Below are 13,389 nucleotides of genomic sequence, written 5' to 3' on the forward strand. Positions count from 1 at the left end.
TCCCCGGTACGGCCCACCGGCCCGCCGGTGGCAGGCCGGGCGGGGCCGGGGTACCCCGCCGACGAGGTCCGGCTCCTGCGCCCGGTCGCGGCCGGGTCCCGGTGCCCGAGGGCTTCCCGGCGCCGGCCGAGCTGGCGCCGCTGGCTCGCCGGATGCTGGTGGACGCCGTCCGGATCGCCCGCTGGGCGGGCGAGCTGGAGGAGGTCGACAAGCGCGGCGAGCTGCTGCCGGACGACGCCCGCGCGGCCGGCCGGGCGCTGGCCATGACGGTCGGCGCCGCCACCAAGGCGTGGGGTCAGGCCCTGCTGGTCGGCCTGGTCGAGGCCCGCGACGGCGGTGCCGGGCCGGGCTGGCGCCTGCACGCCTGGGAGCACGACGACGAGGCGGTGGTGCGCGGCTGGTCCGCGCTGTTCGACGCCTGGACGCTGCTCGCCCCGGTGCCGCCGGCCGCCCTGCGCGGCGTGTTCGCGGTGCTGGCCGGCCAGGCCGTGGACCAGGCCCCGCAACTGCTCTCCTTCCTGCACCTGGTGGCCGCCCCGGTGGCGGACAGCGAGCTGCTGGAGCTGCTGCGCCGCGGTCTGGACGAGCGCCGGGTGGGCGGGACGGACGGTTCCGGCCTGTCGCCGGTGCCGCACGCGGCCTCCGCCGTGTCGGCCGTCCGCGGCACCTGCCGGGAGCCGCAGATCGACACCCCGCCGTCGCCCGCCGACGTCGCCGCCGTCCTGGACTGGATGCTGGACGGCCTGACGGCCGTCGGCGCGGTGGAGCGCCGGGACGACGCGGCCGAGCTGTCGCCGCTGGGCCACTGGGCGGTGCGGGCGAAGCTGGAGGAGATCTGCACCGTCGCGCAGACCGCGGCCGGGCACATCGAGCAGAGCGCCTTCGAGCTGCTGAACGCCTGCGCGGACTACTCGCCGGGCCCGGCCCGGGCGGAGTTCCGCGCCTGGGTGGCGGCCCGTCCGGCGGACCGCGCGGTGGCGGAGCTGCTGGACGCCGCGCAGGGGGACGACGCGCTGGTGCGCGGGCTGGCCTTCGAGGCGCTGCGGGTGGCCGGGGGCCCGGCCGAGCAGGCGGTGCGGGCGGCGGTCGACGAGCCGGTGCTGCGCCCCTACGCGCTGCTGTGGCTGGCCGAGCGGGCCGACGAGGGGGTGTCCCCGGCGGACGTGCTGGGGGCCGAGGACGCGGCCTGGCTGTGGGTGGACACCGCGGCGGCGGTGCTGGACCACGGCGAGACGGAGCTGCTGGTGGGCCACGTCGAGGGCGCCTCGGCGGGTGATCCGGTGCGGCTGTTCGCCCGGGCCCGGCAGTCGGGGCACCCGCGGGCGGCCTCGGTGCTGACGGCGGTCTCGGGCGTGCACCCGGATCCGGGCGTGGCGCGGGCGGCCCGCCGTTCGGCCTTCAGCGTCCACACCGGCGGCGCGTAGCCCGGCGTCCGCACCGGGCCACGCGTGGCGCGGCGCCCGGACGGAGCACAACGGGAAGGGCCCCGGATCCTGGTGGATCCGGGGCCCTTCCGTCGTTCCCGGGGCGGGCTCAGCCGAGCCGGGACTCCGCCCGCCGGGCGCGGACGTCGCCGACCTTCTGCCCGACCTTGCGCCGGATGACCAGCAGCGGGGCCATCGCGGCGAGCGTGATCTGGGCGAACGCGCCGACGTGCATCAGCGCGTCGCCACCGGGCAGACCGGTGGCCCAGGCCGCCAGGCAGCCGATCGAGACGACGATCCAGCAGAGCGTCGCGGTGGCCAGCAGCCCCTGCGGCTTCGGGTACTCGATCCGGCTGACCATCAGGTACGCCGCGCCGAAGATGGCGAGCAGACCGGGCAGGAACGGCGGGTCGAGCAGCACGATGGCGATGACCGTCATCGCGCCCATCGGGCAGGGCATGCCCTGGAACACCCCGGGCCGCATCTTCACGGCCGAGAAACGGGCCAGCCGCAGGACGACCGCGAGCAGCACGGTCAGCGCGATCAGCGCCGAGAGCTTGCTGTTGGAGCCCTGGGAGACCATGCCCCAGACCGCGACGAAGTAGGCCGGCGCGATGCCGAAGCTGATCAGGTCGGCCAGGTTGTCGAGTTCCGCTCCGAGGGCGGAGGAGCGCAGCTTGCGCGCCACCAGGCCGTCGAAGAGGTCGCACATCGAGCCGATGAGCAGCAGGGTCACCGCGGTGGCGGCGCTGTGCCGGTCGGGTGCGGCGTCCGGGTTGGTGATGTGCGGGACGAGGACCCCGGTGGTGATCGAGTAGATCGCCAGGAAGCCGCAGACGGCGTTCCCCAGGGTCAGGAAGTCGGCGGTGGACAGGTGCTGGGGAGAGCGCGGGGCGCGCAGCTCGCGGTCGCGCGCCCAGCGGCGGCGGCGCAGGGCCGTCTCCTCGTCGTCCAGGCCGACGATTGTCTCAGGATCAGTCACGGTCAAGGCGCGTCACCCCGGCTGTGGTCTTCTGGCCGACCTCGACGCCGACCTCGACGCCGGCCGGCAGGTAGGTGTCGACCCGGGAGCCGAACCGGATCAGGCCGATCCGGTCGCCCTGCTCGACCTTGGTACCGGCGGCCACGTACGGCACGATGCGGCGGGCCACGGCCCCCGCGATCTGCACCATCTCGATGTCGCCGAGCTCGGTGTCGAAGTGCCAGACGACCCGCTCGTTCTGGTCGCTGTCCTTGTTGAACGCCGGGACGAAGCCTCCGGCGACGTGCTCGACGGAGGTCACCGTGGCGGGCAGCGGCGCGCGGTTGACGTGGACGTTGAGCGGGCTCATGAAGATCGCGACCCGGGTGCGGCCGTCCGGCCAGGCGTCGATGCTCTGCACCACGCCGTCGGCGGGCGAGATCACTCTGCCCGTGCCGATCTCACGCTCGGGGTCGCGGAAGAACCACAGCATGCCGGCGCCGAGCGCGCAGGCGGGAACCGCCGCCAGGGCCCACTTGCCGCTGCGCCGGGTGAGGGCGGTGGTCACGGCGGCCGTGGCGAGGGTGGGGACGAACCAGGGGGTGGCTCCGCGCGCGATGGTCACGCGGGGTCGCCGACCGGCCGTCGTGGCTGCGAGGGCATCGCGGTCCGTGACGGAGGAGTGAGGGGACGGGCTGATGGGCATCGAAGACCTTTGTCGCGGGGGATCATGGCCGCTGGACGGGGGCCACCGCGGGATCGGGTAATAGAGGGACGGCTTGCTGTCCCGGTGGATGCTATCGGGAGCACACGGTGGGTGGGCAACCCGCCTGCTCGTTCATGTGTCCGGGGGAGGCGCGTCTGCGCGTCCCACCCCTACGACCGTAGCTCGACCCGGTCCGGTTCCCAAGGGACCGGACGCGGCTGGTGACTCTTGTCTCAGCGGGGGTGCCGGCGGAACCCGGGGGGCGGAGCGGCCCGTACGCGCCCTGTCGAGGGTGTGCGGAAGCGGCCGCAGGGCGCGTCGTTGCAGCTGTACGCCCTGCGGCCGCTTCCGGCGGGCCGTGCCGGACCCCAGGCGGACCAGGCCGGGGCCGTGGTGGGCACGGCGGGGTGCCGGGACGGGCCCGCACGCCCGTCGACCGGCGGTTCGGAGGGGCCGACCCGGCCGTCCGCGGCGGCCCGGGGGCCACGCGTCCGGCCGGGTCGACCGGATGCTCAGTCGGCGATCCGGTACTCCTCCAGGAGCCGGCGTCCGACGATCATCTTCTGGATCTCCGCAGTTCCTTCACCGATGAGCAGCATCGGGGCCTCGCGGTAGAGCCGCTCGATCTCGTACTCCTTGGAGAAGCCGTAGCCGCCGTGGATGCGGAAGGCGTCCTCGACGACCTCCTTGCAGTACTCGGAGGCGAGGTACTTGGCCATGCCGGCCTCGAGGTCGTTGCGCTCGCCGCTGTCCTTCTTGCGGGCGGCCATGACCATCATCTGGTGGGCGGCCTCGACCTTGGTGGCCATCTCGGCGAGCTTGAACTGGATGGCCTGGTGCTCGGCGATCTTCTTGCCGAAGGTGGAGCGCTGCTGGGCGTAGGAGATGCCGAGCTCGAAGGCGCGGCGGGCGACGCCGCAGCCGCGGGCGGCGACGTTGACGCGGCCGACCTCGACGCCGTCCATCATCTGGTAGAAGCCGCGGCCGGGCACGCCGCCGAGGACGCGGTCGGCCGGGATCCGGACGTCCTGCAGGACGAGCTCGGTGGTGTCGACGCCCTTGTAGCCCATCTTCTCGATCTTGCCGGGCACGGTCAGGCCGGGAACCTTCGGGTTCGGGCCGAAACCGGCCTCCTTCTCGATCAGGAAGGTGGTCATGTTCTTGTACGGCGTGTTGCCGCCCTCGTCGGTCTTGCACAGGACCGCGACGAGGGTGGAGGTGCCGCCGTTGGTGAGCCACATCTTCTGGCCGTTGAGGACGTAGCAGTCGCCGTCCCGGACGCCCTTGGTGGAGATGGCCGAAACGTCGGAGCCGAGGCCGGGCTCGGACATCGAGAAGGCGCCGCGGATCTCGCCGGCGGCCATCCTCGGCAGGAAGTGGTCCTTCTGCTCCTGGGTGCCGTGGGCGTTGATCATGTGCGCCACGATGAAGTGCGTGTTGACGATGCCGGACACGCTCATCCAGCCGCGGGCGATCTCCTCGACCACCAGGGCGTAGGTGAGCAGCGACTCGCCGAGGCCGCCGTACTCCTCGGGGATGGTCAGGCCGAACAGCCCGAGCTGCTTCATGCCCTCGACGATGGCGGTCGGGTACTCGTCCTTGTGCTCCAGCTCGGTCGCGACCGGAATGATCTCCTTGTCGACGAAATCCCGCACGGTGGCGAGGATGTCCCGCTGGATCTCGGTGAGGCCGTCGGTCTGTGCGAGGCGTCCCATCGTGCGGCTCCGAAAGGTCTGGGGGTCGGGGGGAAGTCGTGGATCCCCCCGGGGGGGGGGATTTCCGGGGGCCCCGCCGGCGTGGCGACGGGGCCCCCGGTACCGGGGTGGGGATCGGCCGATGACGGCGGCCTACCCGTCCGGGGTCAGGAGGGGTCAGGAGAGCGGGGTGGGGCGGCCGGGCTGCTCGCCGCCGCGCTCCTCGATGTACGTCCCGGTCGGCACCATCACCTTGCGGCGGAAGATGCAGACGACCGTGCCGTCCTGCTTGTACCCCTTGGTCTCGACGTGGACGATGCCGCGGTCGTTCTTCGACTTGGACGGCCACTTGTCGATGACGGTGGTCTCGCCGTAGATGGTGTCGCCGTGGAAGGTCGGTGCGACGTGGCGCAGCGACTCGATCTCCAGGTTGGCGATGGCCTTGCCGGAGACGTCCGGGACGGACATGCCCAGCAGCAGCGAGTAGACGTAGTTGCCCACCACGACGTTCCTGCCGAAGTCCGTCGTCTTCTCCGCATAGTTGGTGTCCATGTGGAGCGGGTGGTGGTTCATGGTGAGCAGGCAGAAGAGGTGGTCGTCGTACTCGGTGACCGTCTTGCCGGGCCAGTGCTTGTAGACCGCGCCGACCTCGAACTCCTCGTAGGTGCGTCCGAACTGCATGGGTCAGGCTCCCGGGATCTCGAACTTGGTGGTGCGCTGCATCCCGGCGGCCCGGCCCTTGCCGGAGATGACCAGGGCCATCTTGCGGCTGGCCTCGTCGATCATCTCGTCGCCGAGCATCGCGGAGCCCTTGGCGCCGCCTGCCTCGGAGGTGCAGTAGTCGTAGGCATCGAGGATCAGCTCGGCGTGGTCGTAGTCCTCCTGCGAGGGCGAGTAGATCTCGTTCGCGGCGGCGACCTGGTCCGGGTGCAGCACCCACTTGCCGTCGAAGCCCAGGGCGGCGGAGCGGCCGGCGACCTCGCGGTAGCCCTCCTGGTTGCGGATCTGCAGGTACGGGCCGTCGATGGCCTGCAGGTCGTTGGCGCGGGCGGCCATCAGGATGCGCATCAGGATGTAGTGGTAGGCGTCGGCCGGGTAGCCGGGCGGCTGCTCGCCGACCACCAGGGACTTCATGTTGATGGACGCCATGAAGTCGGCCGGGCCGAAGATGATGGTCTCCAGCCGGGGCGAGGCCTCGGCGATGGCGTCGACGTTGATCAGGCCCTTGGCGTTCTCGATCTGCGCCTCGATGCCGATCCTGCCGACCTCGAAGCCCATGGTCTTCTCGATCTGGGTGAGCAGCAGGTCGAGCGCCTTGATCTGCCCGGCGTCCTGGACCTTGGGCAGCATGATGCAGTCGAGGTTGGGGCCGGCGCCCTCGACGACGGTGATCACGTCGCGGTAGGTCCAGTGGGTGGTCCAGTCGTTGACCCGGACGACCCTGGTCTTGCCGCCCCAGTCGCCGTTGTTGAGGGCGTCGACGATGGTGTGGCGGGCGCTCTCCTTGACGAGGGGGGCGCAGGCGTCCTCCAGGTCGAGGAAGACCTGGTCGGCGGGGAGGCCCTGGGCCTTCTCCAGGAAGCGCGGGTTGCTGCCCGGCACGGCGAGGCAGGAGCGGCGCGGGCGCAGTCGGTTCGTGGTGGTCATGAGGGTCGTTCGGTTCCTTCCCAGTGGTCAGCTGGTGGTCGCGGGTGCGGGCGTCCAGGGCTGGAGCTTGTTGGCGAGCCGGATCTCGTCCACGATCCGGCCGATGATGGTCGTGATGCCGAAGTCCTTCGGGGTGAACACGGCGGCGACGCCGGCGGCCTTGAGGGCCTCGCCGTCCGCTGCCGGGATGATGCCACCCACGATCACCGGGACATCCTGCACCCCGGCCCGGCGCAGCCGCTGCAGGACGTCCGGGACCAGCTCGGAGTGCGCGCCGGAGAGGATCGACAGGCCGACGCAGTGCACGTCCTCGGCGACGGCCGCGGAGACGATCTGCTCGGGGGTCAGCCGGATGCCCTGGTAGACCACCTCGAACCCGGCGTCGCGGGCCCGGACGGCGATCTGCTCGGCGCCGTTGGAGTGGCCGTCGAGGCCGGGCTTGCCGACCAGCAGGCGCAGCTTGCCGGCGCCCAGCTCCTCGGCGGTGGCGGCGACCGCGGCGCGCACCGCGGCCAGTTCGCCGCCGGGCTCGGCAGCGACGGCGACCGGGGCGCCGCCGACGCCGGTGGGCGCGCGGTACTCGCCGAAGACCTCGCGCAGGGCGAAGGACCACTCGCCGGTGGTGACGCCGGCCCGGGCGCAGGCGAGCGTGGCCTGCATCAGGTTGACGTCGGTGGCGGCGACGGCCTTGAGCTCGGCCAGCGCCGCCTGCGCGGCGGCCTCGTCGCGCCCGCCGCGCCAGGCCTCCAGCGCGGCCAGCACGGACTGCTCGGAGGCCGGGTCGACGACCATGATCGCGGTGTCGAGGTCAGCCGTGAGCGGGCTCTCCTCGGTGGTGTCGAAGCAGTTGACGCCGATGATCTTGTCCTCGCCGGACTCGATCCGGGCCCGGCGGGCGGCGTGCGAGGCGACCAGGTTGGACTTCAGGTAGCCGGACTCGACGGCCGGGATCACCCCGCCCATCTCCAGCACCTTGGCGATCTCCGCCTCGGCGCCGGCCAGCAGCGCGGCGGTCTTGGACTCGACCACCTCGGAGCCGTTGAAGAGGTCGCCGTACTCCAGCAGGTCCGACTCGAAGGCCAGCACCTGCTGGATCCGCAGGGACCACTGCTGGTCCCAGGGCCGGGGCAGGCCGAGCGCCTCGTTCCAGGCGGGCAGCTGGACGGCCCGGGCGCGGGCGTCCTTGGAGAGGGTGACGGCCAGCATCTCGAGCACGATCCGCTGGACGTTGTTCTCCGGCTGGGCCTCGGTCAAGCCCAGCGAGTTGACCTGGACGCCGTAGCGGAACCGGCGCTGCTTCGGGTCCTGGACGCCGTAGCGCTCCAGCGTGACCTTCTCCCACAGCTGGGCGAAGGCGCGCATCTTGCACATCTCCTCGACGAAGCGCACGCCGGCGTTCACGAAGAAGGAGATCCGGGCGACGACGTCGCCCATCCGCTCGGCCGGCACCTGGCCGGAGTCGCGCACGGCGTCGAGCACCGAGATGGCGGTGCACATCGCGTAGGCGATCTCCTGGACGGGCGTCGCGCCGGCCTCCTGCAGGTGGTAGCTGCAGATGTTGATCGGGTTCCACTTGGGGATGTTGCCGACCGTGTAGGCGATCATGTCGGTGATCAGGCGCACCGACGGGCCGGGCGGGAAGACGTGCGTCCCGCGCGACAGATACTCCTTGACGATGTCGTTCTGGGTGGTGCCGGTGAGCAGGGCGATGTCGGCGCCCTGCTCCTCGGCGACCACCTGGTAGAGCGCGAGCAGCCACATGGCGGTGGCGTTGATCGTCATCGAGGTGTTGGTCTGCTCGAGCGGGATGCCGTCGAACAGGGTGCGCATGTCGCCCACGTGGCCGACCGGGACGCCGACCCGGCCCACCTCGCCGCGGGCGAGGATGTGGTCCGAGTCGTAGCCGGTCTGCGTCGGCAGGTCGAAGGCCACGGACAGACCGGTCTGACCCTTCGCCAGGTTCCGCCGGTAGAGCGCGTTGGAGTCGCTCGCGGTGGAGTGTCCGGCGTAGGTGCGCATCAGCCAGGGCCGGTCGCGCTTCTGCTGCTGCTCGGTCATCGGAGGGGCCTCAGACGTTCCGGAAGCGGTTGATGGCGTCGACGTGCTTGGCGCGGAGCTCCTCGTTGCGCACGCCCAGGCCCTCCTCGGGGGCCAGGCAGAGCACGCCGACCTTGCCCTGGTGCTTGTTGTGGTGCACGTCGAGGGCGGCCTGGCCGGTCTCCTCCAGCGAGTAGACCTTGGACAGGGTCGGGTGGATCTTGCCCTTGGCGACCAGCCGGTTGGCCTCGAAGGCCTCGCGGTAGTTGGCGAAGTGCGAGCCGACGATGCGCTTGAGCGACATCCACAGGTAGCGGTTGTCGTACTGGTGCATGTAGCCGGAGGTGGAGGCGCAGGTGACGATGGTGCCGCCCTTGCGGGTGACGTACACCGAGGCGCCGAAGGTCTCCCGGCCCGGGTGCTCGAAGACGATGTCGACGTCCTCGCCGCCGGTGAACTCGCGGATCTTGGAGCCGAGCCGCTTCCACTCGCGCGGGTCCTGGTTGTTCTCGTCCTTCCAGAACCGGTAGCCCTCGGCGGAGCGGTCGATGATCGCCTCGGCGCCCATGGCGCGGCAGATGTCCGCCTTGGCCTCGCTGGAGACCACGCAGATCGGGGTGGCGCCGCCGGCCAGGGCGTACTGGGTGGCGTACGAGCCGAGGCCGCCGCTGGCGCCCCAGATCAGCACGTTGTCGCCCTGCTTCATGCCGGCGCCGTTCTGGGAGACCAGCTGGCGGTAGGCGGTGGAGTTGACCAGGCCGGGGGAGGCGGCCTCCTCCCAGGTGAGGTGCTTCGGCTTGGGCAGCAGCTGGTTGGTCTTCACCAGGGCGATCTGGGCCAGGCCGCCGAAGTTGGTCTCGAAGCCCCAGATGCGCTGCTCCGGGTCCATCATCGTGTCGTTGTGGCCGTCCGGGGACTCCAGCTCGACGGAGAGGCAGTGCGCGACGACCTCGTCGCCCGGCTTCCAGGCGTTGACCCCGGCGCCGGTGCGCAGCACCACGCCCGCCAGGTCGGAGCCGAGGACGTGGTACGGCAGGTCGTGGCGCTTGGTGAGCGGGGACAGCCGGCCGTAGCGCTCCAGGAAGCCGAAGGTGGAGACCGGCTCGAAGATCGAGCTCCACACGGTGTTGTAGTTCACCGAGCTGGCCATGACGGCGACCAGGGCCTCGCCGGGGCCGAGCTCGGGCAGGGCCACCTCGTCGAGGTGGAGGGACTTCCGGGGGTCCTTGTCGCGGCTGTCGAGGCCCGCGAACATCTGCTCCTCGTCCTTGTGGAGCGTGACCGCCCGGTAGGACTCGGGGAGCTTGACGGCGGCGAAGTCCTCCGACGTGGCGTCGTTGCTGAGGATCGCGTCGAGGATTTCCTGCATGGCTGCCTCCGAAGGCGTACCTGTGTTGAGGGCGCACAGGGCGTCTGGGGGAGCCGGGAGCGGACACCGGCTTCGCTGAGGTGGGTGGGTTGGTCCTGCTGGGCGCCCGGACTGGGCCGGGCCGATCTGGCACTGCTCCCGGGGTGTGGGAACGCCGGACGACGGCGCGCCGAGGTGGGGAGCCGCGGCGCCGCGACTGGTGAGTAACAAGGTAGTGGCACCCTGTGCCACTCGTAAAGACACCGGGTGTCAGGAATTCCGGGGCGTCGCGGCGGGGTGTGACGCGCGTTGAGCGGGCATGCGAAGGGCCCGCGCCGACTGTTCGGCGCGGGCCCTCGAAACTGCCCTGACCTGCGAATACTCCGGGCTCAGGACTCCCTGGCGCCGCTCAGTGCGGCCCGGATGCTGTCCACTACGACGTCCAGTGGAGCGTCCGTCCGGGCGACTGTGATGAGTACCTCACCTCCGGGGCTGGCACTCAGTGCGCTTTCCGCCACCCCTTCCACGCCCGCCCCACTGGCACCGGGTGCCACCAGGGAGCCCCGGCGTCTGGCACCCGGCTCGCTGGAGGCCCAGAAGGTCCGCCGGATGACCTCGAAGGAGTGGTCCAGCTGCGCCTCCACGTCCCCCCGGCCGCCGGCCCGCAGCCAGCGCCGCAGCACGTGGTTGTGCGCCGCGACGACCGCCGCCGCCGACACCTCGGCCAGCATCGAGTCGTCCTCGCCGCCGCGCTGCCAGCCCGACGGGATCGACTCGCCGGTGTCGAAACGGCCCAGCAGGTAGCGGGTGAACAGCCGCTCGTACCGGGCCACCACGGCGATCTCCCGCTCGCGCAGCGCCGGGACCTGCCGGATCAGCTGGTACCGCGCGACCGACACCCCCGGCGTGGAGGCGTACATCCGCAGCACTTCCTTGATGCCGCGGCAGACCACGTCCAGCGGGTGCTCCTCCGGCTCGGCGCTGGCCAGCAGGTCGGCGACCCGGACGAGGGTGTCGTCGTGGTCCGGGAAGATCGCCTCCTCCTTGGACCGGAAGTACCGGAAGAAGGTCCGCCGGGCCACCCCGGCGGCGGCCGCGATCTGGTCGACCGTGGTCTCCTCGTAGCCCTGCGAGGCGAACAGCTCCATCGCGGCGGTGGCCAGGTCCTGGCGCATCTGCTGGCGCTGCGCCGCCGCCCGGCGGCTGCCCGGCCCGGCATCCGGGCCGGTGCCCCCGGTCGAGGAGGTCGTCCGGTCTGCGCCGCGCGGTCCGGCGGAGTGCTGCGGGGTGGCTGCCTGAACCCGATCCATGTCCGGAACGCTACACGGCCCGGCGGGCACGGCCGCGGCCCTTCCCCGGCGGACCGGGGTGACCGGCCCGGTGACGGCGGGCCTGGGCCAGCGCGCGGACACCGTGCCCGGGTTCCAGCCCGGCGGCCGGGACGCTCCGGAGCTGCCGTAGGGCGCCGACTCCCGCGCGGCGGCGCCCCCGGTCGGCGGCGTGGTCACCGGCGGGCGTGGTCGCGGAAGCCGCGGCCGGTCTTGCGGCCCAGGCACCCGGCCGCGACGAGGTGCTCCAGCAGCGGAGCGGCGGCCAGGCCCGGCTCGCGGAACTCCTGGTGCAGCACCTGCTCGATGGTCAGCGAGACGTCCAGGCCGACCACGTCCAGCAGCTCGAACGGGCCCATCGGGTAGCCGCAGCCCAGCTTCATGGCGGTGTCGATGTCGTCCACCGTCGCGTAGTGCTCCTGGAGCATCCGCACCGCGTCGTTCAGGTAGGGGAAGAGCAGCGCGTTGACGATGAAGCCGGCGCGGTCCCCGCACTCCACCGGGTGCTTGCGGACCTTGGCGGTCAGCTCCAGCACGGTGGCCGTGACGTCCGGCGCGGTCAGCACGGTGGAGACCACCTCGACCAGCTTCATGGCCGGGGCGGGGTTGAAGAAGTGCATGCCGATCACGTCCTGCGGCCGCGAGGTGGCGGTCGCACAGCTGATCACCGGCAGCGAGGAGGTGGTGGTGGCGAGCACCGCGCCCGGCTTGACGATCTTGTCCAGGACGGCGAACAGCTCCCGCTTGACCGCCAGGTCCTCGGCGACCGCCTCGACCACCAGGTCCACGTCGGCCAGTTCGGCGTACTGGCCGACCGGGGTGACCAGCTCCAGTGCGGCGTCGCGCTGCTCGGCGCCCATCCGGCCGCGCTCGACCGAGCGGTTCAGCGACTTCGCCAGCTGCGCCTTCGCCGCGTCGGCCTTCTCCTGGCTGCGGGCGGCCAGCAGCACCGGGTACCCGGCCTTGGCGAACACCTCGACGATGCCGGTCGCCATGGTGCCCGAGCCGCAGACGCCGACCGTCCGGACCTCCCGGCCGGCGACCTTCGGCGTGGCCGGGCCGGTGGCCGCGTCCACGGCCCGGGACGATCCGGGCGCCTCGTAGGTGTAGAAGCCGCGGCCCGACTTGCGGCCCAGCAGCCCGGCCGAGACCAGCTGGCCGAGGATCGGGGCGGGCGCGTGCAGCCGGTCGCGGGACTGCTCGTACATCGCCTCCAGGACGGTCCGCGCGGTGTCCACGCCGATCAGGTCGAGCAGCGCCAGCGGGCCCATCGGCAGGCCGCAGCCGAGCCGCATCGCGGCGTCGATGTCCTCCCGGGACGCGTACTTGGACTCGTACATCGCGGCGGCCTGGTTCAGGTAGGCGAACAGCAGGCCGTTCACCACGAAGCCGGCCCGGTCGCCGGCCGCCACCGGCTCCTTGCCGAGGTCGCGGGCGAACGCGGCGGCGTCCTCGGCGGTCTGCGGAGAGGTCAGCACCGTGCGGACCACCTCGACCAGCTTCATGCTGTGCACCGGGTTGAAGAAGTGCAGGCCCAGCACCCGCTCCGGACGGGCGGTCGCGGCGGCGATCCTGGTCACCGACAGCGCGGTGGTGCCGGTGGCCAGCACGGTGGTCTCCGGGCAGATCCGGTCCAGCTCGGCGAAGAGCTCCCGCTTCAGCTCCAGCTGCTCGGGCACCTCCTCGATCACCAGGTCCGCGGCGGCGGCGGCCGCCAGCTCGTGGCCGACCGAGATCAGCGCGAGCAGCGCGGTGCGCTCCTCGGCGGTGATCCGCTCCCGGTCCACGGCGTGCGCGGTGGTCTCCTCGATCCGGGCCAGCGCCCGGGCCGCCGAGTCCTCGGTGGCCTCGATGCCGATCACCCGGCGGCCGCTCCTGGCGACGGCGACCGCGACACCGGCACCCATCGTGCCGAGGCCGACGACGGCGACCGTGGGAAAGGGACGCTCCATGTGTCCTGCACTCCTAGTCATGGGTGGCCCGCGCGCGCTCCGGCGGGCGCGCCGCCGCGCCCGGCCGTGGGCCGGGGGCGGCCGCCGCCGGAGGAGGGTCCGCGCGCGGGGGCTGGGGAGATGACGGGTCCGGCGCACCGGCGCAGCGGCCGGTCCGCTCCGGCCGAACTGCGGGTGTGCCGTGGTACTCAGGCGCTCAGGGTGGAAGGAAGCGGCTCTGATACGAGGAAGGGGGCCCGGCTGGCCGCGGTTCGCGGCACCGGCCGGTGAAGTCGCACCGCGCGGGCGCCGC

General features: G+C 72.3%; 10 protein-coding genes. 1 reads left to right on the top strand and 9 read right to left on the bottom strand.

Annotated features, from left to right (window positions below):
- Window positions 1-101: 101 nt before the first annotated feature.
- Window positions 102-1,424 carry a hypothetical protein gene (locus ACIRS1_RS23690; RefSeq protein ID WP_387901684.1) on the top strand — a complete coding sequence of 441 codons (1,323 nt, stop codon included), beginning with the start codon at window positions 102-104 and terminating at the stop codon, window positions 1,422-1,424.
- A 109-nt stretch (window positions 1,425-1,533) separates the two neighbouring features.
- On the opposite strand, the gene ACIRS1_RS23695 is transcribed toward ACIRS1_RS23690, so the two are convergent.
- The 9 genes from ACIRS1_RS23695 to ACIRS1_RS23735 all read right to left on the bottom strand — a co-directional run bounded on the left by ACIRS1_RS23695 (window position 1,534) and on the right by ACIRS1_RS23735 (window position 13,097).
- The gene (locus tag ACIRS1_RS23695) at window positions 1,534-2,412 is read right to left on the bottom strand and encodes a CDP-alcohol phosphatidyltransferase family protein (RefSeq protein ID WP_387901683.1); all 879 of its coding nucleotides are present in this window, start codon (window positions 2,410-2,412) and stop codon (window positions 1,534-1,536) included.
- A complete protein-coding gene (locus ACIRS1_RS23700; RefSeq protein ID WP_360211740.1) occupies window positions 2,399-3,091 on the bottom strand; it encodes a phosphatidylserine decarboxylase in 693 nt (230 codons plus the stop codon). Before ACIRS1_RS23700 ends, ACIRS1_RS23695 begins: the two co-directional genes overlap by 14 nt.
- A 512-nt stretch (window positions 3,092-3,603) precedes the next feature.
- Entirely contained in the window at window positions 3,604-4,806 is a 1,203-nt protein-coding gene (locus ACIRS1_RS23705) for an acyl-CoA dehydrogenase family protein (protein WP_360211742.1), read from the bottom strand.
- 156 nt (window positions 4,807-4,962) lie between these two features.
- Complete coding sequence (locus ACIRS1_RS23710; RefSeq protein ID WP_360211745.1) at window positions 4,963-5,466, bottom strand: MaoC family dehydratase; 504 nt, start codon at window positions 5,464-5,466, stop codon at window positions 4,963-4,965.
- A gap of 3 nt (window positions 5,467-5,469) precedes the next feature.
- Entirely contained in the window at window positions 5,470-6,432 is a 963-nt protein-coding gene (locus tag ACIRS1_RS23715; RefSeq protein ID WP_360211748.1) for a CoA ester lyase, read from the bottom strand.
- A 27-nt stretch (window positions 6,433-6,459) separates the two neighbouring features.
- Window positions 6,460-8,490, bottom strand: coding sequence for a protein meaA (locus ACIRS1_RS23720; protein WP_402843034.1), 2,031 nt, complete (start codon window positions 8,488-8,490; stop codon window positions 6,460-6,462).
- A gap of 10 nt (window positions 8,491-8,500) precedes the next feature.
- Window positions 8,501-9,838 (bottom strand): crotonyl-CoA carboxylase/reductase, encoded by a 1,338-nt coding sequence (ccrA, locus tag ACIRS1_RS23725; protein WP_360211754.1) that lies wholly within the window; start codon window positions 9,836-9,838, stop codon window positions 8,501-8,503.
- Between the two features lie 368 nt (window positions 9,839-10,206).
- The gene (locus ACIRS1_RS23730) at window positions 10,207-11,127 is read right to left on the bottom strand and encodes a TetR family transcriptional regulator (protein ID WP_360211757.1); all 921 of its coding nucleotides are present in this window, start codon (window positions 11,125-11,127) and stop codon (window positions 10,207-10,209) included.
- A gap of 194 nt (window positions 11,128-11,321) precedes the next feature.
- Window positions 11,322-13,097: a 3-hydroxyacyl-CoA dehydrogenase family protein gene (locus ACIRS1_RS23735; RefSeq protein ID WP_387901676.1), complete on the bottom strand. Its 1,776-nt coding sequence runs from the start codon at window positions 13,095-13,097 to the stop codon at window positions 11,322-11,324.
- Window positions 13,098-13,389: the final 292 nt, after the last annotated feature.

Source organism: Kitasatospora sp. NPDC101176 (genome assembly GCF_044768035.1).
Classification (GTDB): domain Bacteria; phylum Actinomycetota; class Actinomycetes; order Streptomycetales; family Streptomycetaceae; genus Kitasatospora.

Coding starts and splice junctions, on each gene's coding strand:
- ccrA (WP_360211754.1), bottom strand. CDS start 9,838: ATGCAGGAAATCCTCGACGCGATCCTCAGCAACGACGCCACGTCGGAG.
- ACIRS1_RS23715 (WP_360211748.1), bottom strand. CDS start 6,432: ATGACCACCACGAACCGACTGCGCCCGCGCCGCTCCTGCCTCGCCGTG.
- ACIRS1_RS23720 (WP_402843034.1), bottom strand. CDS start 8,490: ATGACCGAGCAGCAGCAGAAGCGCGACCGGCCCTGGCTGATGCGCACC.
- ACIRS1_RS23710 (WP_360211745.1), bottom strand. CDS start 5,466: ATGCAGTTCGGACGCACCTACGAGGAGTTCGAGGTCGGCGCGGTCTAC.
- ACIRS1_RS23700 (WP_360211740.1), bottom strand. CDS start 3,091: ATGCCCATCAGCCCGTCCCCTCACTCCTCCGTCACGGACCGCGATGCC.
- ACIRS1_RS23730 (WP_360211757.1), bottom strand. CDS start 11,127: ATGGATCGGGTTCAGGCAGCCACCCCGCAGCACTCCGCCGGACCGCGC.
- ACIRS1_RS23705 (WP_360211742.1), bottom strand. CDS start 4,806: ATGGGACGCCTCGCACAGACCGACGGCCTCACCGAGATCCAGCGGGAC.
- ACIRS1_RS23735 (WP_387901676.1), bottom strand. CDS start 13,097: ATGGAGCGTCCCTTTCCCACGGTCGCCGTCGTCGGCCTCGGCACGATG.